Origin of the sequence: Rhizobium laguerreae (assembly GCF_019778565.1) — a bacterium.
Classification (GTDB): Bacteria; Pseudomonadota; Alphaproteobacteria; order Rhizobiales; family Rhizobiaceae; genus Rhizobium; species Rhizobium laguerreae.
Genome location: NZ_JAAXQT010000003.1, coordinates 74,673 through 90,215, shown reverse-complemented (window position 1 = coordinate 90,215; position 15,543 = coordinate 74,673). Strand labels below are relative to the sequence as shown.

At 58.5% G+C, this 15,543-nt stretch carries 16 protein-coding genes and 4 pseudogenes; 7 read left to right on the top strand and 13 right to left on the bottom strand.

Annotated features, from left to right (window positions below):
* Window positions 1-50: 50 nt before the first annotated feature.
* Window positions 51-635, top strand: a complete 585-nt coding sequence (locus HFO71_RS10885) for a GNAT family N-acetyltransferase (RefSeq protein ID WP_221988064.1) — start codon at window positions 51-53, stop codon at window positions 633-635.
* Window positions 636-725: 90 nt separating this feature from the next.
* Here the strand turns inward: HFO71_RS10885 and HFO71_RS10880 are convergent.
* Together HFO71_RS10880 and HFO71_RS35800 are read right to left on the bottom strand one after the other, a co-directional pair.
* Window positions 726-842: pseudogene (locus HFO71_RS10880) on the bottom strand (CopG family transcriptional regulator); the annotation flags it as partial.
* 699 nt (window positions 843-1,541) lie between these two features.
* Window positions 1,542-1,640 (bottom strand): annotated as a pseudogene (locus HFO71_RS35800) (CopG family transcriptional regulator); the annotation flags it as partial.
* Between the two features lie 163 nt (window positions 1,641-1,803).
* Here HFO71_RS35800 and HFO71_RS10875 point away from each other — a divergent pair.
* A complete protein-coding gene (locus HFO71_RS10875; RefSeq protein ID WP_077975783.1) occupies window positions 1,804-2,349 on the top strand; it encodes a BA14K family protein in 546 nt (181 codons plus the stop codon).
* Between the two features lie 222 nt (window positions 2,350-2,571).
* Here HFO71_RS10875 and HFO71_RS10870 read toward each other — a convergent pair whose 3' ends face one another.
* The 4 genes and pseudogenes from HFO71_RS10870 to aac(3) all read right to left on the bottom strand — a co-directional run bounded on the left by HFO71_RS10870 (window position 2,572) and on the right by aac(3) (window position 6,380).
* Entirely contained in the window at window positions 2,572-3,489 is a 918-nt protein-coding gene (locus HFO71_RS10870; RefSeq protein ID WP_221988061.1) for an RNA polymerase sigma factor, read from the bottom strand.
* Window positions 3,486-4,229, bottom strand: a complete 744-nt coding sequence (locus HFO71_RS10865) for an SDR family NAD(P)-dependent oxidoreductase (protein WP_168287669.1) — start codon at window positions 4,227-4,229, stop codon at window positions 3,486-3,488. Before HFO71_RS10865 ends, HFO71_RS10870 begins: the two co-directional genes overlap by 4 nt.
* Window positions 4,230-4,316: 87 nt before the next feature.
* Window positions 4,317-4,465: pseudogene (locus tag HFO71_RS36430) on the bottom strand (sulfite exporter TauE/SafE family protein); the annotation flags it as partial.
* Between the two features lie 1,099 nt (window positions 4,466-5,564).
* A complete protein-coding gene (gene aac(3), locus HFO71_RS10860) occupies window positions 5,565-6,380 on the bottom strand; it encodes an aminoglycoside 3-N-acetyltransferase (protein ID WP_132610706.1) in 816 nt (271 codons plus the stop codon).
* A gap of 388 nt (window positions 6,381-6,768) precedes the next feature.
* On the opposite strand from aac(3), the gene HFO71_RS10855 reads away from it, so the two are divergent.
* Window positions 6,769-6,957, top strand: coding sequence for a hypothetical protein (locus HFO71_RS10855; protein ID WP_077975779.1), 189 nt, complete (start codon window positions 6,769-6,771; stop codon window positions 6,955-6,957).
* Between the two features lie 343 nt (window positions 6,958-7,300).
* Here the strand turns inward: HFO71_RS10855 and HFO71_RS10850 are convergent, their stop codons facing one another.
* The gene (locus tag HFO71_RS10850) at window positions 7,301-8,047 is read right to left on the bottom strand and encodes a glucose 1-dehydrogenase (RefSeq protein WP_231285169.1); all 747 of its coding nucleotides are present in this window, start codon (window positions 8,045-8,047) and stop codon (window positions 7,301-7,303) included.
* Window positions 8,048-8,153: 106 nt separating this feature from the next.
* On the opposite strand from HFO71_RS10850, the gene HFO71_RS10845 reads away from it, so the two are divergent.
* Window positions 8,154-8,498, top strand: coding sequence for an ArsR/SmtB family transcription factor (locus HFO71_RS10845; protein WP_132610369.1), 345 nt, complete (start codon window positions 8,154-8,156; stop codon window positions 8,496-8,498).
* 473 nt (window positions 8,499-8,971) lie between these two features.
* Here HFO71_RS10845 and HFO71_RS10840 read toward each other — a convergent pair whose 3' ends face one another.
* Window positions 8,972-9,337 carry a hypothetical protein gene (locus HFO71_RS10840; protein WP_245006918.1) on the bottom strand — a complete coding sequence of 122 codons (366 nt, stop codon included), beginning with the start codon at window positions 9,335-9,337 and terminating at the stop codon, window positions 8,972-8,974.
* 1 nt (window position 9,338) lies between these two features.
* The gene (locus HFO71_RS10835) at window positions 9,339-9,788 is read right to left on the bottom strand and encodes a hypothetical protein (RefSeq protein ID WP_376778401.1); all 450 of its coding nucleotides are present in this window, start codon (window positions 9,786-9,788) and stop codon (window positions 9,339-9,341) included.
* Window positions 9,789-9,928: 140 nt separating this feature from the next.
* On the opposite strand from HFO71_RS10835, the gene HFO71_RS10830 reads away from it, so the two are divergent.
* The gene (locus tag HFO71_RS10830; RefSeq protein ID WP_221988060.1) at window positions 9,929-10,912 is read left to right on the top strand and encodes a phosphotransferase enzyme family protein; all 984 of its coding nucleotides are present in this window, start codon (window positions 9,929-9,931) and stop codon (window positions 10,910-10,912) included.
* Between the two features lie 363 nt (window positions 10,913-11,275).
* On the opposite strand, the gene HFO71_RS10825 is transcribed toward HFO71_RS10830, so the two are convergent.
* Window positions 11,276-12,010, bottom strand: coding sequence for an NADPH-dependent F420 reductase (locus HFO71_RS10825; protein ID WP_221988059.1), 735 nt, complete (start codon window positions 12,008-12,010; stop codon window positions 11,276-11,278).
* Window positions 12,011-12,145: 135 nt separating this feature from the next.
* Between HFO71_RS10825 and HFO71_RS10820 the strand changes: the two genes are divergently transcribed.
* Window positions 12,146-12,529, top strand: a complete 384-nt coding sequence (locus HFO71_RS10820) for a winged helix-turn-helix transcriptional regulator (RefSeq protein WP_221988058.1) — start codon at window positions 12,146-12,148, stop codon at window positions 12,527-12,529.
* Window positions 12,530-12,627: 98 nt separating this feature from the next.
* Here HFO71_RS10820 and HFO71_RS10815 read toward each other — a convergent pair whose 3' ends face one another.
* Entirely contained in the window at window positions 12,628-13,272 is a 645-nt protein-coding gene (locus tag HFO71_RS10815; RefSeq protein WP_221988057.1) for a TetR/AcrR family transcriptional regulator, read from the bottom strand.
* A gap of 126 nt (window positions 13,273-13,398) precedes the next feature.
* On the opposite strand from HFO71_RS10815, the gene HFO71_RS10810 reads away from it, so the two are divergent.
* On the top strand, window positions 13,399-14,277 hold the full coding sequence (locus HFO71_RS10810) for an SDR family oxidoreductase (RefSeq protein ID WP_132610361.1): 879 nt from the start codon (window positions 13,399-13,401) through the stop codon (window positions 14,275-14,277).
* A 76-nt stretch (window positions 14,278-14,353) separates the two neighbouring features.
* Here the strand turns inward: HFO71_RS10810 and HFO71_RS10805 are convergent.
* Window positions 14,354-14,784: pseudogene (locus HFO71_RS10805) on the bottom strand (GFA family protein).
* Between the two features lie 19 nt (window positions 14,785-14,803).
* Window positions 14,804-15,496: a winged helix-turn-helix transcriptional regulator gene (locus HFO71_RS10800; RefSeq protein WP_077975768.1), complete on the bottom strand. Its 693-nt coding sequence runs from the start codon at window positions 15,494-15,496 to the stop codon at window positions 14,804-14,806.
* Window positions 15,497-15,543 lie beyond the last annotated feature (47 nt).

Sequence of the window (15,543 nt, the reverse complement as noted above, 5' to 3'; positions counted from 1 at the left end):
TGAGAGCGGGCGCGGTCGCTGCGTCGGACCACCTACGTCAGGAGGGCAGTATGAAACCGCCAACAGTGAGAGTGATGGCCGCGGCCGAGGAAGATCTGGCGATCGAAACGGTCCTGCTGGCGTTTGCAGCGGATCCTATGGCGCGATGGACCTGGCCGCATGCACACCAGTACCTTGCGGCGATGCCGCGAATGATCCGGGCGTTCGGGAGCAGCGCCTTCTCTAACGGAAGCGCCTTTTGCACCGACGGCTACGCCGGGACGGCGCTGTGGCTACCGCCCGGAGTGCATTCCGACGAGGAAGGACTTGGTGCGGTGCTCGAGAGCACGGTTGCGCCCGCTCTTGCCCCCGAAACCACGGCCATATTCGAGCAGATGGCCACGTACCACCCGACCGAACCGCATTGGTACCTGCCCCTGATCGGCGTCGACCCGGCTCATCAAGGCGAAGGTCACGGCGACGCCTTGATGGTATACGCACTCGCACGGTGCGATCACGACCACGCACCAGCCTATTTGGAATCCTCCAACCCGCGCAACATTCCGTTCTACCGACGCTACGGCTTCGAACCGCTCGGCGCGATCCAGGTCGGTTCGTCGCCGACGCTCGTCCCGATGCTGCGGCGGCCGCGTTGAGCTTCAGTTCGATCAGATAAGTTTGTGGCATACGGGCGCCGAGCGCGCGGCCCCCAACATCCGAAGCCTGGCAGCGGCGACGCAGCTGTATCAAGCCGTCTCGTCCACTTCTTCGTCGAGATTGTGCACCGGCAGATAGGCGTTCTTCTCCATCCACTCGCCGACGAGATACCTGATGGCGTCTTCTCGCGTCATCACGAGTTCGCTGCAACTCCACTATCTAGTTGGAAAAGTGGCCGCGTAAAATTTGAGAAATGCTCGAAAAAGGTTAACATGAGTGCCCCAAATGAACTCCCTAAGTACAACCCTGCAAACACATGGTCTTTTCTCCCTAACACCCACTCATAAACAAAGCACTTCCCAATTGTGCAGCGACCAGAGCCGGGAACTACCCAGAGGAATACAACATTAAATATAATGTAGGTAGACACGCCAATCACAAAAAATCTTAGGGAGCTCGGAGGGCTTTCGTTGGATGTCTCAAGGTTTGCAACCGGTTTGAAGCGAAAACCGCTGACATGCATTACAATAAACCAGCATAGGCTTGAGATTATCTGACTTCCTATTAGAAGAATAGCAATGTTCTGATTAGAAAGAACTAACTGACACGCGGTCGCACTCAGACCGCTTGGAAGGAGTAAGGCACCTAAAAATGCCTCGCCGCTGGTTGGCGTTTTCGTTGCTACAGCGATACCGCAAGCGTACGCAGCCCAAACTGTTACTACAATTGGAATTGGGCCAATGACCCACGGCAAAGCCAAAAAAGACATCTATCCCACGAAGCTTGTACAGGCGCAGCATTTCAAGCATGACCTGCAACTATCGATTTTTTAGCAATGCTGAGGTCACGCTCCAATGTCAATGCTAGCAGGTCTCGAGAGCGATTGATTACGGCCTTGCGCAGCCGAGCGCGGCCTGGCGGAGCATGATCTGGAGATCCGCTCGCGAGATATCCGCGATACGATCGGCGGCGTCTTCGAGGAGGGTGGCGGTGTGGGTGGTCAAGTCGGCTGAACTCTGGTTGGCGGCCACGACAAGAAAAGCCTTCCTGCGAAATTCCTCGAATCAAAGTCGATTTTAGAGTAAAATTAACCAGTGCATAGAGAGGGCGGAAACGTCCTTGCGCGCCGCATGCGTCGCGCAGCGCTTACGAAGGAAAGATGAGCCAATGAAAAGGTTAGCAATCGTTATCCTGTCGCTGGTGACGGCGCTGACGAGCGTCCCGCAGGCCATGGCGTTTCCCACCATTGCCGTCCCGAAGATCGAAGCCCCGGAGGCGCAGCCGGTCCAGTACAGAAATTATCGCGGTGGGTACCGAGGCGGTTATCGAGGCTATCGCGGGCGTGGATACCGCCATGGTGGCGACGATTGGGCCTGGGCACTCGGCGGGCTCGCGACCGGCGCAATCATCGGCGGAATGCTGGCGCAGCCCAGGTATTATGGCCCCAGCTACTACGGTGGGGGCTACTACGACCGGGGCTACTACGGATCGCCCTATTACGGTCCGCCGCGCTACTACGGGTCGACCATTTACCGTCCGCGCTACTACGCGCCTTACCGCCCGCGCTACTACGCGCCGCGTTACCGCCAGGTCTATAGTGGCGGCAACGGACATACGCGCTGGTGCTATGCGCGCTACCGGTCCTACAGGGCTTACGACAACACGTTCCAGCCCTATTACGGTCCGCGACGGGCGTGCATCTCGCCCTATTGATGATTGCGGGCGCGCATGCCTGGGCGCTCGCCGTTGAAGCGTGGCGCGATTTTCGGGACTGAAGGCGATACCCACGGTTCCGGTCAGGCCAAGCCATTGCCGCAGCAGGCATGCGCCCTTTTGACGGTCATAGAGGCCGTTGTTGCCTCGGACCGAAAGCGGCCATCGCATTGCTTTGACACGACGATCTATGCGCCGACACAAGCGGTGAGTGCGCCAGGCCTAATAGCCGCGTTGCGATGCGGCCCGCGTCACAGCCGCGTTCTCCATGACGTAGGTCGCATATCGGTGGTCGCGGATCAGTGTTATCTTTTGATCCCTCCATTCAAGCAGCATGAAATATGCAGGAGCAGCGGACGGCGCAGCCGAGACCAGCAATATTTCCCTGCCCTCCAGAGAAGCCGGTTCGATCCAAACCCGCGGATAGTCCGCATAATAGGAAAAGAACCGGCCAACGTTCGCCGCACCGGAGACCTGCGGCCGTCGTGCCTGACGAAGCTGAACATCCTCGGCAAGCAGGCTGCGCAGGGCCGTCCAATCCCTCGCGTTGAAGAGCGCTGCGAAATTCAGAACCTCGGCACTTGGGGGCTGCGGAACGTCGGACTCTCTAGCGGAGATGGATCGCAATCCTGCCCGACCACGCGAGAGATGGGCTTTGACAGCATCGATACTCAGGCCCAATAGCGCGGCGATGTCTGCGATCGGCTCTCCGAGCACGTCCTTGAGGATCACCGCGCTACGCTGCGGCACCGGCAATTTGGCATAGTGAGCCAGGGCGATCCGCACCGTGTCCTGCCTTATCAACGCATCCTCCGGATCGACAGCAGTGACATCAGCCAGATCAAAGGCCGTCTCCAGCGGCTCCGACCGGCGGGTACTTCGCTGGCGCAGCGCATCGATGGCGCGATTGTGAACAATGCGAAATAGCCAGGGTCGCAGCGGCGTGCCGGACGAGATCGAGCCGACCATCGCGAACGCACTGACCAACGCGTCCTGTATCACGTCCTCGCCGTCGATCACCGAGCCGACCAATCGGGCGGCATAGCGATGCAGTTCCGGGCGAACTGCATCCGCCTCCTTGGCCAGCGCCGCGTAGAGTGTGTTCTTCGCTTCTGCTTCGAGGGCAGCTTCATCCATCATTCGATGACCGTCACGCCTGTATCTCCACGCACGGCGTAGATCATGGCCTCTTCCAGCGCCGTCTTACCGATCAGTTCGGCCACCGTATCGCCAAAGCCACGCGGGGTCATGTCCGGCCAGGTCGCGGCCTGTTCGGCGAATGTCCGGCCCGCCGCCGCAGCATAGGCGGAGATTCCGGCGTTGCCCACGCCGGTTCCTGCAAACATCTGCCGGGGAACAATGACCCGGAAACGCAGGCCGAGGCCGAGCTGGGTCGACAAGCCCTCGGCATATTTTGCGATGAACCACTGCGCCCGTTTTGCTCCTGCATAGCCTCCGGATAGCGGCGAGCCCTGCACCGCGGCTCCGCTGGAAACGAGAACGACCAGCCCGCCCGACGCCATCGGCAAGGTCAGAGCGGCCTGGACCCAATGCAGGGCGGCCTTCACATCGACGTTCCAGTTGGTCGTGAACGCCTCCCAGCCAACACGGTCGATCCGTTCCATGGGCGGTTCCGCGCCGGCGTTCATGATGACGACATCAGGTCGTGTCTCCGACATGATCCTCTTTGCGGCGTCGGCACTGGTCGCGTCAGCAGCCACGGTCGTGACGGCCAGTTGCTCTCTGAGCGCTTGCAAAGTCGTCGCGTCGCGCGCCACGACGGTCACTTTGGCGGCGCGCGCTACAAACGCCTCGGCCATTCCGAAGCCCAAACCGCGGCTACCACCGACGACAACGATCCGTTTTCCATCCAAATCCATGTTGTTTTCCTCATTCGATCCAAACCGCGCAAAGGCAGTCGCAACAAGGACGTTCGAACGAGCTGAAAAGAGTCATTATTTTCGCGCTTAGCTGTGTCGCCAAACCTTTACCGCTGAGATCAGCAGGATTGCGGCCAGGGCCGGCAGGAGGAAGGCGTTCGGCACTATGCCAAGCAAGAGGCCGCCGGCAAAGCTGCCGACGATTGAGCCCCCGCCATGACCAGCAGGAAGGTCTTGGCGAGATTTTGAGACTTAGGTTGCGAGGCGGGCAAACCCTCAGACATCGATATAGTCCGTTGAAGATATCGCTATCACTAAAGGAGATAACCGAATTGCCACGTCGGCTTAGGGCCGAAAGTGGGCAACTACCGTGATCTTCGATGGCGGGTGTTGAAACATGGGCTTCAGTGGTAGCGATGGTAACGCTGAGACTCAATAAAACTTCAATCTGAGCGGGGGTAACATTGCGATTTAAGGGCATTATTCTGAGTGCCGTCACGGCTCTCGCGTCGTGCACTACAACCTCACCCTATAACACCCCAGAGATACGCCGCGTCGGGTCAGCCGGGAGTGCATTGGGCAAGTGCTTGGAGCGGACCACAAAATCGTATCTTGTTTCAAACAAAGATCCGGAAAAAGTCGCTTCAATGCTTGATAACGCATGCATGGCAGAACGAAAGGCTATGTCGGATGCTAAGCTCGCGGCTGGTCTGCCCGTGGATTATTTCGATTACGGAAAAGGGCGACACGAAGTCTCATTATGGTGGGTGCGCCATTTACAGTAGTCTCAGAATAAGCGGTCAACAGCCATCAACCTCTGTATAGATGTGAAGCGGTGAACCGGCAGACCGTTCGCAATTGGAAGCGATCCTGACGAGTATCGTCACCTGTCGGCGCAATGCTGCCAAAACGTCGGTGCTAGTTTCCGCGCAAAGCGAAGTTGAACCACACCGTGAAGAGACGGGAGAACTCGGCGAACAGCAGAAGTATAAGGCTACCTCCCCACCGCGGCTCTCCAAAAATCACCATACTTATGAGCGCCACCAGAAAGTAGGCCGCCGCAAAAGATTGAAATGTACCTTAACAGCGCCACCTGTATCCTCCGTCCGCTATCCGCTTATTTACTCATCCCATCTCGAAATACAACCTCAGGCCGCAATCAATTCCCATGACCGCAATCGGCGCAAACCTGCCGCAGCTGGTCGATTCCTTGAGGGATGGCTGTCCGACTATCAGGCCAGCATTGCCGGGGAAGCAAATTTCCTCAGGACGTGGGAGACGGAGCGGTGTGTCGAGCGCCTGCTTTGATGCGCCTCTGACGCGCGGCGGAAACGCTCAGCCTTCAAGCCGAACATGATGCTCCAGCCATGCAACAGCGAAGCTGCAGATCGCGGCCGCGTCGACCAGCACCGATCCTGCGTCTCCCACCAGGCCCTGCGCGCCCTGCCCGCTGGCCAGAAACGCCCGCACGATCACGCCGAAATAATCGTCGTCAAGGCCCGGCACGACCGGGTCGCCTGTGTCGAACTCTTCCAGCATGCGCCACACCACGCCGGCCGATGTGGCAAAGGGCGCCTCGTAGCGACGCAGGCGCTTGTTCGGAATTCGCGCCAGGTGTTCTGCATGGTGGAGCAGGGTCATGGTGTCGAGCGGAGCTCCGGCCATCAGAACCTTGCCGCCTGCAGCCACCAGCCTGCCGAGCGGCGATGTCTCTCCATAGCCGTAATCGAGCGGGTGGTCGGCGGTGAGCCATTCCGCGCGCGCGCCGATCGCCGCGACCGAGGCGCCCGGATTGCCGCTGCGTCTTGCCCCTGATGTCGTTCGAATGAATTCGGCGAGCGCGCCATTATCGCGGGCAGCGCGGGAAACAGCCGGATCGAACGGCGCGATATGGGCGCGCCATTCCGACGGGACGCGGCCATTTTCATCCAGCAACGCGTCATAGGCGCCGTTCCAGTCGGTATAGGCGACGATGGTGCCGGCAGGCCCCACGGCATCGCGAAGCGCTTCGATCAGTACATCAGGCCCGTTGAGCAGCCGCCCCACCCGCTTCATCGCGGCGTGGACCATGACAATGTCGCCGGCGCGAATGCCGAGACTGTCGAGATCCCTGGTGAGCGAGAGGCGAGTGTGAATGCGCGGAACGATCATCGGCAGATGATCATAGGGGTCGCGTGCGGATGTCAAGCGATCGACGAGCCTGCTCTGATACTCACCTTCAGCCGACGATCGCAACTGCGGTCGGCCTCGTTGCGGCAGGCGCTACGCACATCTTATTCTGGTAGTCCCGTGTCACATATAGTCGCGGGGCGTGTGTCACGCTGATTTCACGCGATTTTGATGGCGGATTTTGTAAGATATCTTCACCACTTCGCCGGGGCGATCTGGTGGGACGCGTTGTCTTCTGGATCGCGTTTCGGACAGCGCCGGCCGCCGAAGTGGCAAAGAGTTTTTGTGCCGATCAAGCATTGTCCCTTTAGGATGGGCCGCGGTCGGTCGTTTTCATTTGGTCATGCTGCAGTGCAGGAGGCAGCTGAAGATGCAATTTCTGGTCCACTCAAAGACGATCGCCGAACTTGAATATGATAGCGAGACCTGCGTCATGCGGGTGCTCTACAAAGACGGACGAGTGAGCTCTGTTCCTGACGTCGCTCCCACTCTGGTGATGAAGATCGTCGCGCGGGTTCCCGTCGAAAAATCTCCATATCTCATGCAGACCGCGATCTGAGACTTGCGAAAGGCATAAGGCGTCGTAAAGGGGCGGGTAGCGCCGTTCCGAAGTTCAGGCGAGTTGAGGCAGCGGAGACATGGCGCCCATCCGCAATGTTCAAACCGGGACAGCGGAGGATGTCCCGGCTGAAGAGCCGGCAACGCCGGCTATCCGATCATGCGTGCCAGGATGCTGTTCATCGATTACCCCTCGGCATTATCGAAGAGGTGGACGTCGCCGTTTGCATTTGCGGGGTTCAGGTCTCCGCCCTGGAGCAATTCCAGTAAAACTGCGAAGCGCTTTTCCGACGACATGATGTTCTCACTCTTTCATGAGAACAGGATTCGGTGATCATCGCGCTTTAGCGGAAACCGCCGCTGGCCGCCAATCGTTCGCCGGTCAGCCAGCGGGCATCATCGGAAGCGAGGAAGACGGCGACACCGGCGATATCGTCCGGCTGCCCGATGCGGCCGAGCGGCGTCTGGGCGACGATAGTCTGCTGGAAATCCGAGCCGATGACGCCGGCCGTGTGCGTGCCCTCAGTTTCGACCATCCCCGGCAGGATGGCGTTGACGCGGATCTTGCGCGGGCCGAGTTCCTTGGCGAGCACGCTGTTGATGCCCTCGACGGCTCCCTTCGTCCCGGTATAGACGGCGGAATCTGGCGGCGCCAGACTGGTGACCACCGAGGAGATGTTGATGATGCTGCCGCCCTCGCCGAGATGCTTGACCGCTGCCTGCGTGGTCAGGAGAACACCGAGAACATTGACGTCGAAGATGCGGCGATATTGCTCCTCGGTCACCTCCTCAATCGGCGCGAATTCATAGACGCCTGAATTGTTGACCAGCACGTCGAGTTTGCCGAACTCCTTGACCGCCGCATCGACCAATCCCTGCGCCTCAGCGGCTTTCGAAACATCGCCCTGCACCGCGATGGCTTTGCCCCCGGCCGCGCTGATCGCCTCGACTACGGCATCCGCTCCCGCCTTGCTCGAAGCGTAGTTGACCACCACTTGCGCACCTTCGGCCGCGAGCGCCTTGGCAATCGCAGCACCGATACCCTTGGAGGCCCCGGTTACGACAGCGACTTTTCCTGTAAGCTTAGCCATTTTCCGTTCCTTCAGCTCTGGATAGCCGCCGGAGTGGCAGGCTTGTTCCATCGTTCGGAAATTCGGAACTGTTGATCCCGATGTCAAGGGGCGCTATATAAAATTCATGAGACCGCTCTTTCACCCAGCCCTGGAGGACATCAAGCCCGAGGCGATCCTCTATGCACTGTCCGATCCGGAGCGCGTTGCCATTTATGCAAAGCTTGCCGGCGCCAGCGGTGGCGGGACGTGCTCCGCGCTTGCCGATCTCGGCGACCGCGTCATTCCGAAGTCGTCGCTGTCCAACCATTTCAAGGTGCTGCGCGAATCCGGGCTGATCATGAGCGAGCGCCAGGGTGTGGAGATGCGCAATCAAACGCGCTGCACCGAGCTGGACGAACGCTTCCCGGGCCTGATCAGGGCCATTCTGACAGCTTACGGCCAGCTTCCCGGGCAGCCGAAGACGGACTGATCGCCGCTAGATGCATAGCCCCGCTGCCGACGGAGGTTCGCCAAGGTGTTTGCAGGCGACACGAATGGTTCGCATGGGTCCAGTCGCCCTTTCCACTGCCGTAAGGAAGATGTCGTGGACAAAGTCCTTGATGCAGGATGGAAGTCATGTGCCCTCCTGAAGCTATGTGCTGCACGCCATAATAGCACTGCTTTGCGGCCCATCCTGAAGTGCCCGCAGGGGCCTCAAAGGACGAGGCGGGCGTGCCGATGCCGGTTGAATGCAAGGAGCACCGCTGCGGCGGTTGCGCTTGTTCGGTTTACGGGCTCAGACTTTCCGCAAAGAGGCCCAGGCTGGTGCCTCGGCCGGTGACGACAGCAGGCTTACCCGGCAACAGGCTCATCCTGACATCGTCTCGGACACGGCAAATCGTGTCGAAGAGAAAGGGTAGGCCCTCGAGCTCAACTGGTGTTCGGCATTTGGAGTCGCCCCAATCATCGGCATGTGCCACGGTAAAAGAAGAGCTCGACCTGATGACCCGCGACCATGGCAAGCGCCATCGGCAAGGCAACAGCGAAAAGGTTCTTTCCCAATAAGTAAGCAAAGATGGGGGCTGAAAACATGGCAATAGCCGCCTTCCCATCGCCGAGCGGAGTAACGTCCATGGCTTTCCAGGCGACCCATGACAGAAACGCCGCAGGGAGCAGACCGGCCGCAATCGAAAGATCATTCGTTTTGGATGTCCATTCGATAGACGGCAGGAAGTTAAAGCCAGCCACCCTGACGAGAATGGCGAGCACTCCCGGCAACAGCCACACGGCCAGCAAAATCGTGACTAGTTTCCTGATGAGACGCTTCACCCTAGTTCTTGATCACATTGATGTTGACGGTGACGTCCTTGATGGTCCCCTCCCCGTAGGACACCCTCACCTTGTACATGTCACGTCCAGAATAGCCGCTGTTGGATGTATAGTATTCCGACACGCCGAGGGATTTCCTGGAATTGCATTTATTGCGGATGCCATCTTTGTAATTGGAATAAATATTCTCCTTGACGAATTCAACCGAGCCATGCGCCGGGGCTTCCACCAATTTTATATTGGCGATTGTTGCAGCCGTGCAGTCTTCATTCAAATTGTAGGACTGGCCCATCTTTGTCCGCTCTCCACTCAGAGCCCGACTGTGATCCGCAGAAATAGCCACACCGTTTTGAGTGGTGACACATCCAGACAGACCGAAAATGATGGAAAGCACAGAAATCGAAATAGAGTTTTCTTTCAAAAATCGCGGAGCCTGCATTTTGTTTTTCATCTCTTGGTTTTATTAATAGCGCCATTCAGCTTATCCAATCAGCAGCTCATTGCAATCGTACGTGCCTGCGGCCGCCACCGCCTTCATGGCCTTTTCACCGCGGAAGCAGCCTGCCAGCAAAGCCCGATGGTACAGCGCCCATGCTCGACTTCGATCCGCTCTATTCGACCTCGCAGGTTGCGGCCATCGAACAGTTCATCCATCAGCATTATCCGCTTGCAGGGCCGGTTACCTGCCGGATGCTGCAACGCGGCTTGAATGATGTGTATCTTGCCGTTGCGAGCAGCGGCGAGCGGTATGTGTTCCGGCTTTCCCATCGCCGCGCCCGTGGCCCGGCCGACGTCAAGACCGAAACGGCGTTCCTGGCGCACCTTGCGCAATCAGGCGTTCCGGTCGCCGCAGCCATCCCGACACGTGAGGGCAGCTTGTTCCTTGAGGGAGATGCGCCGGAGGGCGTGCGTCAGGCCGTGCTCTTCCGGGAGATCGGGGGCCGCAAGCCGGATGCGGCGGATGCCGGCGATGCACGGGCCAACGGCAAGACCCTTGCTCTGCTGCACACCGCCGGCGAGACATTCCAGCCGGACGGAGCGCTCTATCGGCTTGACCTCGAACACTTGCTGCACCGGCCGCTTGCCCGCATAGGCGATAGCGGCGTCGTGGACGACGCAGACGTCCGCGGCGATCTTGAAGAGATCGCTGCGCGGACCGCAAAGGCGATCGAAGCCTTCAGCGATTTGACGTGGACTTATTGCCATGGCGATTGTCACGGCTTCAATGCGCGGATCAACGACGCCGGCGAAGCCGTCTTTTTCGACTTCGATGACGGCGGTCCGGGATACCTCGCCTACGACTTGTCGGTGTTCTTGTGGGCGCAAACATCCTTCGGCCGAAGGTCAACCGCCATGTGGGACGCCTTCGTCGATGCCTATCGGGCCGTCCGGCCGATCACGCCAGCCGACTTTGAAGCCGCCCACCGCTTCGTGATCGTCCGTCACATCTGGCTGATGGGCGAGTACGCCAGCCGGGCCCAGGAATGGGGAAGCGAGACGGTCGGCTGGATTGCCCGGGAAGCAAATTTTCTTAGGCGGTGGGAGACTGAGCGATGTGTCGACCGGCTGTTTTGAATTCAGCTCTGCTCCGCCCGGAGGATCGGCGATGCGTCGGCGCAGTCGGCGATCGCTTCGACCTTCGCCCACTCCTGGTGCCGATAAAGGCACGCCCGAGAAGGTCGATATATGGGAACTTGTCGGGGATATCAGCACTTAGGGGCCACCGGCCCCGTTGGCCCCAAGCGGACTTTTTTCGTTATCGAAGGATAAGGCTGCTTTGCGCCGCTTGTCAGCCATGGATGCAGTATCTGCCCGAAAGCGGCCATCGCATTGATGTTTGAAGCCATGACATGTGTGCGTCGATATCGTTGGAAAAACTCCAGTCGCCATCGTGGCGCGAAATTAGTCCGAGGATACCAACCTTCATCTCCTTGTCGCTCACGCGGTCCCGGCGCGGTTTTGAGCTATGATGTCATCGTGAGTGAGGCTGCCGCCTTTTTCCATGAAGACCTTGATCAGGGCCTCGCGGTTGACCGCCGAGCGGTTCTGATCAGCTTTTTCGAGCGCCGTTTGCAGCTCGTCAGCAGACAGTTCCGTGCAATAGGCAGGCGTGCCTGGCTGTTGTCGCCATGAGATCGCGAGACCCCCGGCATCGAGAGCGTCGAAGCCGGTCGCCTCCACCAGTTGCATAACAATCGACTTCTTTTCGAGGTCATCACCCGCTACCGGAAGGGCGATGCGGCCGGGTTGCGACTTGTCTACGCCTTTTTCCGCGAGAGTCGCAGAAAGCACCGCATTCCAGGCTTTAATGATCGGTCGGTTGATCTGCTCGCTGACCCAGACCGCTTCCGGTTTGCCACCATCAACATCGGTGATCGCTCCGTCACGGAACGGATAGTAATTGGACGTGTCTACGACAACGACGTCCTCGGGAACATTTGCGAATAAATTGGCAAGATCGCGATGAGCCGAAAACGGGATGGAAAGGATCACAATGTCCACCCCCGTCACGGCATCTTCCTTGGTCGTTGCCGTCGCACCGACTTCCGCGGCGAGATCGCGGATGGATTCCGGACCCTTTGAGTTGGCAAGCTTGACCTCGTGATCTGCGGCCGCGAGCTTGCGTGCAAGTGTCGCGCCGATGTTTCCTGCGCCGACAATCCCGATGTTCATATCATTTCCTTGCTGCGAATATTGGATTCAACGCACGCCAACGGAGGCGTGACTTGTTGTGCTCCGAAGAATAGGATTAGCTACCGGGTATGGCAAGAACCGACCAAAAGGTGGGTAACCTACCCAGAGGTATGTATGGCAGTTGAACGAGACTGGCGCTGCGACGACCCGAAGCAGCGAATGGTATGGGCGGCGGCAACCCAGGATGCTCTGCGGGTCCTTGAAGGGAAGTGGAAGATCGTCATCATCTGCCAGCTCTTCGCCGCAAAGGGTCCGCTAAGATCCTCGGAACTCGAAAAGCGCGTCGAGGGCGTGAACCAGAAGATGCTGATCCAGCAACTCAAGGAGTTGGAGAAGGATGGTATCGTGACAAGAACCGTCTATCCACAGGTGCCGCCAAAGGTCGAATATGCACTGAGTGATATGGGGATCGCACTCGGTCCATCGATGGCGGAACTCATCGACTGGGCGTTCATGCGTCGTGATGCGCGTGCCGCAGCGTCGCAAGCTCCGGCGTAAGCGACCAGAATATTTCGGTGACCGCCCACTGTGCATCGCCAGATCAAAAGGAAGCCATTGCGTCGAGCCGCGCCGGCCGAGATCGTCTACCCCACCGCTTAACGAAATTGAGGTTCAGGCGACGTGATCAACGCATCCTCAAGCAACACCCTGGCTGCATCGCGGTTTGCCTCCACTATGGCAGGATCGCGCGTCGATTGTGCGATCACCATCGCGCCCTGGAAGAGCGACAGAATCTGGATCACGGCTCTTTCGGGTTTGCTTAATGGCAAAGGCTCGATGAGTGACGCAACAAATCCATGTAAGCCCTTAAAATACGCGGCGATGGTTGCCTGCACGTCTGGGGAGTTAGCCTCCGGCCCGAACTCGGCCAGTCCTTTCACGAAGGGACAGCCGCGGAAGGAAGGCGCACGGAACGGTTCCTCTAACGCATCAAAGATGGCGAGGACGCGCTCCAGCGGCGACAGCCCGGCTCTTTCAGTCGAGGTTGCGAGCATCTGAAACCAGGTGTCCGTTTTGTAACGCAAATAGGTAGCGATCAGGTCTGCCTTTGATGGAAAGTGCTTGTAGAACGTCATCTTGGCCACGCCGCTTTCGGCAATGATGCGGTCTATCCCAACTGAGTGGATGCTGAACCGGTAAAACAGGTCCGACGCCGTCTTTAATATACGTTCTCGCGGGGCAAGGGCGTTGAGCGGCTGCCCCTCCACATCCACGAACTCAAGCGTGCCGCGCGTTTCCATCCTTCGCCACCTCAGATTCTTCGTACACTGATATACAGACTATTCTGTCAATTTAAAGATTGCAAATACATACAGGTCTGTCTATGAGGATGGAACGCCCCTTGGATTTCAGAGAAAGGACTTAAGATGAGCGGAAAAGTCATTGTTGTGACCGGCGCGAGCAGTGGTTTTGGGAAACTCACGGTATTGGAGCTTGCAAGGCGGGGTCATACGGTGGTTGCGACCATGCGAGACGTCGAAGGAAGAAATGCCAAGGTCCGGGGCGAGCTCATCGACGCGGCGAAAGCTGAAGGGCATGTATTGCACGTCCTTGAAATGGATGTCGCCGACGAGGCATCGGTCAACTCCGCGATCGAGCAGGTCATCAGGCAGCACGGAAAAATCGATGCCCTGATCAACAACGCGGGAACGATGGCCGTCGGGGTCACGGAAGCCTATACGGTCGCGGACGTCGAACGGCAATTTGCGGTCAATTTCTTTGGCGCCCTACGGGCCGACCGCGCCGCACTACCGCACATGCGTGCCGCCGGCAGCGGACTTCTCGTCCATGTGACATCCCTGATGGGGCGCGTGGTTTTTCCGTTCTTCGGCGTTTATTCTGCGAGCAAGTTCGCGCTTGAGGCCTTTGCCGAAGCCTATCGGTACGAACTGAAGGGCTTTGGAATTGACTCCGTCATCGTCGAGCCAGGGCCATTCCCGAGCAACCTTATCTCGTCGAGCCCGGAGCCCTCCGATCAGACCGTGCTTGCATCCTACGGCGAGGTTGCGGCGATACCGGGTCAGATCAAGGCCCACGCCAACGACGGACACGACGCGGCCAATCCGCCACGGCCCCAACGTGTGGCCGATGCCATTGCGCAGTTGGTCGAGGCCACGGAACGGCGTCCATTGCGCACGGTCGTCATGCCTGAAGGCATGGATCTCGGTGTCCAGCGGTTGAACGAGGCCGTCAGCCCAATCCAGAACGACCTGCTCACTTCGCTCGGCATGTCGAGCATGATCTGACACTCTGCGGTTGGCGGGACCGTGTCCTACTGGTATGCAGCAAACCGTTGACGGGCAGGTGGTCCACATTTCGAGCCTAATCGGCTTCTTTCCGCGTTACGTGCCCTTCGTGCTGGGGCAATGCGTCGGTGATGGTGAACCAGGGCGCTTTCGAACCGACGAACATGTGGTCCGTCGGTGAAATTGACGGAGCATCGACCAGCGTCCCCATCGCGACGTGCCCGAACCCTCCGTCAACGCGAGAAAACAGCAGCGAGCCGCATGTCTTGCAATGCTCATCGCTGAACTGGTCTTTTTCGAATGAGGAGATCTCGCTTTCACCCCGAACGATGGTCAGTTCGTTACCATGGATGCGGGCGAATGCCTTGAACGCCGACCCCGTTGTGCGACGACAAGCTGCGCAATGACAGTTTGCTGCGAAAATGAACGCGTCTGTGACCCGATAGCAGACTGCTTTGCACACAGGCAGGTGCCCAGTAACGGGCGCTTACGGTTGGTCTCGCTCATCTAGGTTCTCCGCACGTCGTCAAGCCCTCATCCGGGGGGTTTTGGCAAACACACTAAGACCGAGCCATTCCTGCATGTCGCGCGCGAGGACCCTGTCCCCGTCAAGTTTCAGCGTTTCTGCATCGGTTTCCTGACGTATGGTCGTGAGGCCCATCCAAATTGCGGTCATCGAACGGAGCGACCCTTCAACGAGAAGGTCTACATCATAGCCCGGATCGAAGTTGCAGAGATCGACTTTTCCGTTTTCGACCACAAGCCACCAGCTCTTTTGCGCGGCCGAAAGTTCCGGGTACAGAAACTGTATCGTACAACGGCGGGTCGGAAGTCTTCTTGTATCGAGGCTCCGCCGCATGTCCCACATGAGCAGAGAAGGGTCCAGATTCTTCAAGGAAAGTCGCGATTCCATCCACCGTTGAGCCCAATTTCCGAGACCTATGATCAGAGGTCTCAATTCTTCGCCCGCTGCCGTGAGTTGGTAATCGGTAATGCCGTTCGCACTCCTTGTCACCGTAATGACGCCCGATTGTTCCAGTTCTTTCAGTCGTTTTGATAGGAGTGCCGGAGACATTTTTGGTAGACCGCGACGCAACTCATTAAAGCGCGTCGATCCGCAAAGGAATTCGCGGACGACCAAGGTCGTCCACCGCGAGCAGAGGATTTCCGACGCCATTGATACCGGACAGAATTGCCCGTAGCCGTCACGCTCTATCATAAGGACCTCCACAGGTCTGGATCAGGCACAGTATTGCAAAACAACCG